We start from the raw sequence: 6,881 nt of genomic DNA, 5'->3' as shown, positions 1-6,881 counted from the left end.
GCTTGTTAGGGGTACAGGTACAGTTATTTCAACTATTGCAAATACATCGTAACAAACGTCTCAAAGCATGGCAATTTTAAAATTGCAAGTGCAACGACAGCGATTTGACAGTTGATGGTTCATCACGACAATCCACCTGAAAATGGCCGCTGACCGCCTTGCCATCTTTGCCAGGCCGCAAGAAACCAACGCTTGATGACGTCGATGGTGCCCACCGGGTGCGCAGCATGCACCCGTCAGCAGCGCGCTACGGGCTTGTTACCGGGCCCGCACCCGGTTTCAACCGCCGGACCAATCCGCGCACCCAGTCCTTCGTTTGCACCGCTTCCTGACTGTGCACCTGCCATTGCAATGGCAGGTTCGGGAGCGAGTGCGCATACTGCTGAAACAATGGCTCGTCCGCACAGAATTGCAGGCCTGTGCAATAGGGCCACAGCAGCGAAAGCACACGGGGCTGGTACTCCTGCACCACCAGCACATCCACCCGATCGAAGGGCAGACCGGTCTTGAGGAACTCGGTGCCATCGCTGACCAGCACCATCGCGTCCACTTCCTTGTCCATCTGCAAGGCCTGCATGTGCTCCCAGGCCGAGATGCGGCCGTCGATGCGCCGCTCGGCGCCCACCTCCAGGCCGCTGGGCGCACTGATTCCCAGGGAAAGCCCGGCCTCCTGCGCACTTTCACGCCAAAAAGCCAGCCACTGCGGACTGGCAGAACCCGCCAGCACAAAGACCAATGGAATCCGGGCTCCCTGGGGCAGGCTGCACTGCAGCAACCGCTGTACCAGCTTCGGATTGGTTTGCAGACTGAGCTGGGGCATCGCATTCACCTCGGTCACTGCACCGCCCGCCTCGCGCCAGGACCGGGTGATGTCCGGCATGATCAGGTCCACACCCGCCACATCCAGCCGCAGGCACTGCGCTGCGCGCTCTGCCAGACGCCGGTTATCCGGGTGCATCGTGTGAAAACAGGCCAGTCCCCCTCCCCCCGTGTTGGCCGCCGGCACGCGCTGAAGACGCACCAGCACACCGGCAGGCGGCACCGCCTGCAGCGAGACACCCGTTTCCTGCAGATAGTCGCGCATCTCTTCGTCGACCTGCATGGGCACCCAGCCCACCGGATCGGCCGCCAGCGCGGCGCGCCTGCGACGATTTTCTTGCTCGATGAGGGTTTGCACATCGTTGCGCCCGTCCCCCACCACCTGCGCAGGCACGCGTTCATGCGCCCAGAGCAATACACCCTGCACCACAGTGAGCCGGTATTCACGCCCGTACACGTGCTGCTCCACCAGTACCCGCCTGGACACCGCTACAGCGTGGTCAAATGCCTGCCGCACCTGCTCCATCGACTGCAAGTGAGCCCGCGCCCCGGCGCCCCTGTCCTGGTCTGCCGGCTTCACCACCACCGGCCAGCCCAGCGCCTCGGCGGCACGCTCGGCCGCATCAAGGCTGCCCACCTCCATGTGCCGGGGCACTGGCAGGCCGGCCGCACGAAGCAGTCGGCTGGTCCGGGTCTTGTCCCGGGCCAGCATCACCCCGATCGATGACGTGGCGTCTGTCAGGGTGCTGCGCCACCAGCGGGAGAGCCGCCCTTGGCCCAACTGCAGCACATCCCCGTCCACCCAGCGGGCAGGCCAGTCCAGCGCACGGGCTGCCGCCAGCACGTTGGCGGGATTCAACCCTCCTGGCACCCGCTGCCGCAGCATTCGCACCCTCTCCTGCCATTGCCGACCCAAGCCCCCCACTCCAGGCCGCTGCCCGTCAGGATCTGGCTGTGCCAGCTGCTGCCAGACCTGCAGTGACCACAGCAAGCTGCCGCCCACCCGCTGGGGCCAATGCGCAGGCCACAGCACCCAAAAACCCTGCTGCCCATTCTGCTGGCCCGACACCACCCGTGGCTCACCCGCTGCATGGGGGGCACATACCGCTGCCGCCGCTGCCAGGGCCTGGCCCATCATGGCCACCCAGTCTGTCAGGCCATGCTGCGCCGCGTGCAACGGATCTTGCGCCTGCGTGCACCCACCGGACTGCGGCGCAGCCACCTGCAAGGCCACGGCCAGCTCCTGCAATGCGCGCAGCGCCGACCCCGTGGCAGGCACCGGCAGTGCGACGGCTTGCAGCCACACTTTGACATGCGCATGCGGCAAGCCATGCGCCGCACCCTGCACCGACAGCATCTGCAATGAACCCCAAGGCCAGCGCAATGCGCTGGCCTCTTCGACCGGTATGAATGTCATGTCAAGACAGGAACCTTGAAAACGCTGCTGCCTGCGGAAAGACAACACGGAAAGGTACGGCGCCGAGCGGAACATCTCTGCCCGCAGATACTGATGGCCAGGCCAGGCGGTGGTGTGCACTTGCCACGCCGGGTGGCCGTGTGAGCGGACATGGCGGCCCCGTTCACCCCTTGCCCGCCAGATCCTGCACCCACTGCAACTGCCGGGGAAGGCAGACGGTCTGGAGGTCGTAATGCGTCTGCGCAAAAAGGCGGGCCTGCGTGCCCAGACGGCGGCGCTCATCGGGCTGGTCCAGCAAATCCACCACCTGCTGCACCAATGCATTCGGATCAAAGAAGCTGACCAGGCGCCCGGACTCGCCATGGGTGATGGCCTCGTGCAGCGGCTGGGTGTCACTGGCCACGATGGCGCACCCCACACTCATGGCTTCGAGCAGGCTCCAGCTCAGCACAAACGGATAGGTCAGGTAGACATGCACGGTGCTCAGCTGCAACAAAGGCACGAACTGCTGGTACGGCACATGCCCCAGGAAGTGCACCCGCGACCAATCGGCGTCGCTGATCTGCGGGCGCACCTCGCTGATGAACACATCCTTCCAGGTGCTGGCCCCGTGGCGTGCCGGGTCCGGACGGCTGCCATAGCTCACATCATTGCCGCCCACAATCAGCACGCGCGCCCGGGGGCGCTGGCGCAGCAGTTCCGGGAGGGCACGCATGAAGGTGTGGTAGCCGCGGTACGGCTCCAGGTTGCGGTTGACGAACGTGATCACCTCATCATTGCGGCTGAGCGTGACCGTGCCCCCCGTGCGTACGGCCAGCGTCATGCGAACCTGCGCATTGGGCGCAAGCGCAGCGGTGTCAATGCCATCGTGCACCACGCTGATCTTGCGGCGAAAGGGCTCGGGAAAGGTGCTGGCCTGCCACTGCGTGGGACTGATGGCTGCATCGGCCACTTCACAGTGCAGCAGGTTGTTGAGGTTCTTCAGCCGCAAGCGGCAGGGCTCGCCCACGTCGTGCTGGGCAAACTCGGGATCGAAATCCACATCTGCGCCATGCTGGTTGTAATAGAACTCGCAGTAGATGCCCAGCCGCGCCCGAGGCCACACCTCCTTGAGAAACAGGCTCTCGCCCCAGCCGGGGTGCGCAATGACCACATCCGGCTCGAAACCTTTGGCCTTGAGCTGCAGCGCGGCCTTGAAACAGGCTTCGGCGCGGATGGTCTTGGTCTCGAAATCCACCACCCAGGGATGAATGCCGGGCGTGGAGCCGCGCAGTGCCGCATAAGGCACCACCCGCACGCCCGGCAAGGCGGGCAGCACAGCCGTCTTGCGCTGCTGCATGAACAACGCCACCACCTCGTGGCCCTGCTGCGCCAGGGCGGGCGCCAGGTGCTTGAATTGCCCCGGAAAGTTCTGGTGAACAAAAAGAATCTTCATGGTGCAGCATCGTAGCCCGGCGTGGCCGGGTAGCCCGGGTAAGCGCAGCGCACCCGGGGAACAAAGCGCACCCGGGGAACAAAGCGCACCCGGAGTACCCAGCGCCCAGCGGATGCCGGCCCTCACCCCTGCCCTCTCCCAGGGGGAGAGGGAGCAAAACCGGGGAATGCGCCACCGCCCTTTTTCAGGGGCCGTGATGCAACCACCGCCGTTCGAACCCCGGGTGCCGCCTTTGGCCTTACCCGGGCTGCGGGTGAAGGCGGCCGACAGAGCCCGTCAGACGATGTCGCCGGTGACGAGGTCCGCATTGGTGAACGTGCCGATCAGCGCCACCAGATCGCTGGAGTTCACCCAACCATCCCGCGGGTTGTAATCCGAAACGAAGTACAGGTGGCTGTCGTTGGAGACGGTGTCGTGCAGGACGAGGTAAAAATCGGCCCCGCCACTCAACGTCACGGTGCCATCGGCATCGATCGCACTCAGAACAGCCGCTGCATCGGTGTAGTCCAGAGCGCCGAAGTTGCCGTTGAACTTGAATACCCCCTGCGCCGCCGCATTGATGACAAGTTCATTCGCATTGTTGGCCGATGCCGTGCTGAATGTGAAGTTACCGGCGGACGTTGCGATGCTGGTGTCGAAAATATCCACGCCACTCTGGAAGTCGGTGATGGTGTCGGCGCCATCCCCCCACACATAGGTGAACCGGTCATTGCCGTCACCCCCGTTGAGCGTGTCGTTGCCCGCACCGCCAGAGAGTCTGTCATTGCCCCCTCCGCCAGAAAGCCCGTCATTACCTGCACCGCCGGTGATGGCATCGGCACCCGCGCCGCCCACCACGGTGATGGATGCGGTGGTTTCGGCTCTACCGTCAAACTGCAAGGCGTTGGTGCCCGTCAGTGCCGAGCCATCGATCCGCAGGCGGTCGGTGGACTGGAGAACGGCGTTTTGCAAGGTCAGCGCATTGCCCGACACATTGGCGAGTTGAATGGCCAAATCGCCTTGAACGGCCACGCCATCGAGCATGCTGGCGCCCATGGCATCGGTCAGCCGGATAGTGTCGCCCAATGTGGCGACGATGGTGTCAAAACCTGCCACCTGGCTGGCTTGCATGTGCACGGTTTGCTGCGACGCATCGGCAAGGCCATCGGCAGTGTGCGCCAGGTCCAGCACTTCCATGCTGCTGATGACATCGTCGGACAGGTCCACAATGGCGGGGCCACTCAATACCAAGGTGTCTGAACCGTCTCCACCGTTGATCGTTTCACCCACGGAATTGCTTAGCCCGTGGAAGAAATAGCCGGTGCCGTCCGTTTGCCAGTCAAAATTTGGCGCCAAGAAAGACAAATGGATGCTGTCATAGTCTGCGTTTTCACCGAAGTACATCAATAGCGGATAGGCTTTTCCGGCTTCCAGCGACACATACCCATCATTAATTTGCGCGGGATGCTCACCTCCGTTATAGACCGTGAGATTGCCGAAATCCCGCCGCCCGATCAATGCGTCGACCGATTCGGACGCGTTGCCGATCCAGAGCAGGCTGGAATCGTCGCTGGTGGTACGAAAACTATACAAACCCGAAACTGGCGCCACAAAGTAGCCTTGCCATTGGGCGGAGTAGGTGTCGTCATAGTTGGCACCCGCCGTCAACGCCGTTACCGAGGTGAACGGCTGTGTGCTGAAAACGGGGTGCGGTTGCGGAGTTGCCGTGGCGAAGAAGTCAAGGTCGTCATTGAAGTACCCTTCGTAGCGCGTACCCAGCAGCCCGTTGCCTAGCGCAAATACCAGTTTGTCATCGCCATCGTCACCGTAGAGCGCATCCGCACCGGCCCCGCCCACCAGCACGTCGTTGCCTGCACCGCCGCGCAGGGTGTCGGCCCCATCGCCCCCGGTGAGGGTGTCGTTGCCGGCGAAGCCGAAGAGGATGTCGGCAGCCTGCGTGCCGATGATCGAATCGCCGCCGGTTGTGCCCAGAAACACATGGGTATCGGGCGCCGGCCCCACGGTGTCGTTGCTGTCCGAGATGCGCAGCACGGTTTCGGTCACGTTGGCCTGCGCTGCCACGGTGAGGGTGCCGGGGGTGTTGGCGGTCAGGGGCGTCAAGGGGCTGGTGATGGCATCGCCCACTTCGCCGTCCGTCCACGCATACAGCCCGGCAGACACGGCTTTGTTGGCCGTGACGGACAACTGGCTGGCGCCGCTGGCCGTGAAAGACAGCACCTCGGGCAACTCTATGGTGTAGGTGTTCGCCCCCACGCGCACGCCCACACTGGAGCCGGGGGCGAAGTTTTCGAGCACGGCCCACTGCTCAAAAGAATTGCCGCCGCCGTCCACGTCGATCAGCACACGGGCGGTGTTGCCCGGGCCCTGCTGGATGCGGATGACATCCGACAACGGCCCCCGGTTGAACACGCCGCGGGCGAAGCCCACCAGGGAGAAGTCCAGCACGTCGCCCTCAATGAAGCTGTAGTCCATGATGGTGTCGGTGCCGTTTTGCGCCCGGGTGCGCTCGAACACAAAACGGTCGGCGCCCGCGCCGCCCCACAGAAAGTCGTTACCCGCGTAGCCGCGCAGGTAGTCGTCTCCCAGGCCGCCATCCATACCGTCACCGTCGGCGGTGCCGTAGAGGTAATTGTTGCGGGCGTTGCCCTGAATGGTCTTCTGCGGGGTGGGTGCCATGGATCGATTCCAAGAATGACAGTACAACAAGGGATGGCCTGAGAACTGGTCGTGAACCCTGAGCCCCCAAGGCGCCGGAAGCCCGGCTGGCGGAAAATTGTTACAGATACTAGCCGACCTTGACACGGCAAGTCACGGCGAAATAGCACCGCGATGTTGTACCGCCGCGACACGGCGCAGACCGTGCAGGCCTGACCTTTTGCATGGGCCGTGGGTGATTGATCGGTGTGCGGACCCGGGTGCGGCCTGTGGCCTTACCCGGGCTACGGGTGGCTGCCTTGTAGCCCGGGTAAGCGCAGCGCACCCGGGGGGTGCACCGCCCTTTTTCATGGGCCGTGGGTCATCGACCGCTGTGCGGACCCGGGTGCGGCCTGTGGCCTTACCCGGGCTACATTTTGGCGGGCCCCGTTGCCTTGTAGCCCGGGTCAGCGCAGCGCACCCGGGGTGGCACCGCGCGGGCCTTTGTCATGAGGCGTGGGTGATGGATCGCTGTGCGGACCCCGGGTGCGGCCTGTGGCCTTACCCGGGCTACGT

Annotated in this window: 3 protein-coding genes; all 3 read right to left on the bottom strand. The window is 64.0% G+C overall.

The window, feature by feature from the left end; genetic code table 11:
* Positions 1 to 247 precede the first annotated feature (247 nt).
* Positions 248 to 2,236: an ATP-grasp domain-containing protein gene (locus J8G26_RS03490; protein ID WP_210567942.1), complete on the bottom strand. Its 1,989-nt coding sequence runs from the start codon at positions 2,234 to 2,236 to the stop codon at positions 248 to 250.
* Between the two features lie 163 nt (positions 2,237 to 2,399).
* The gene (locus tag J8G26_RS03485) at positions 2,400 to 3,671 is read right to left on the bottom strand and encodes a glycosyltransferase family 4 protein (protein ID WP_210567941.1); all 1,272 of its coding nucleotides are present in this window, start codon (positions 3,669 to 3,671) and stop codon (positions 2,400 to 2,402) included.
* 276 nt (positions 3,672 to 3,947) lie between these two features.
* Entirely contained in the window at positions 3,948 to 6,347 is a 2,400-nt protein-coding gene (locus J8G26_RS19530; RefSeq protein WP_282598124.1) for a GLEYA domain-containing protein, read from the bottom strand.
* Positions 6,348 to 6,881: the final 534 nt, after the last annotated feature.

Source organism: Acidovorax sp. JG5 (assembly GCF_017939685.1).
GTDB lineage: Bacteria > Pseudomonadota > Gammaproteobacteria > Burkholderiales > Burkholderiaceae_C > Acidovorax.
The sequence above is the reverse complement of the archived record's forward strand: the minus strand, read 5'-3'. Positions and strand labels throughout refer to the sequence as shown.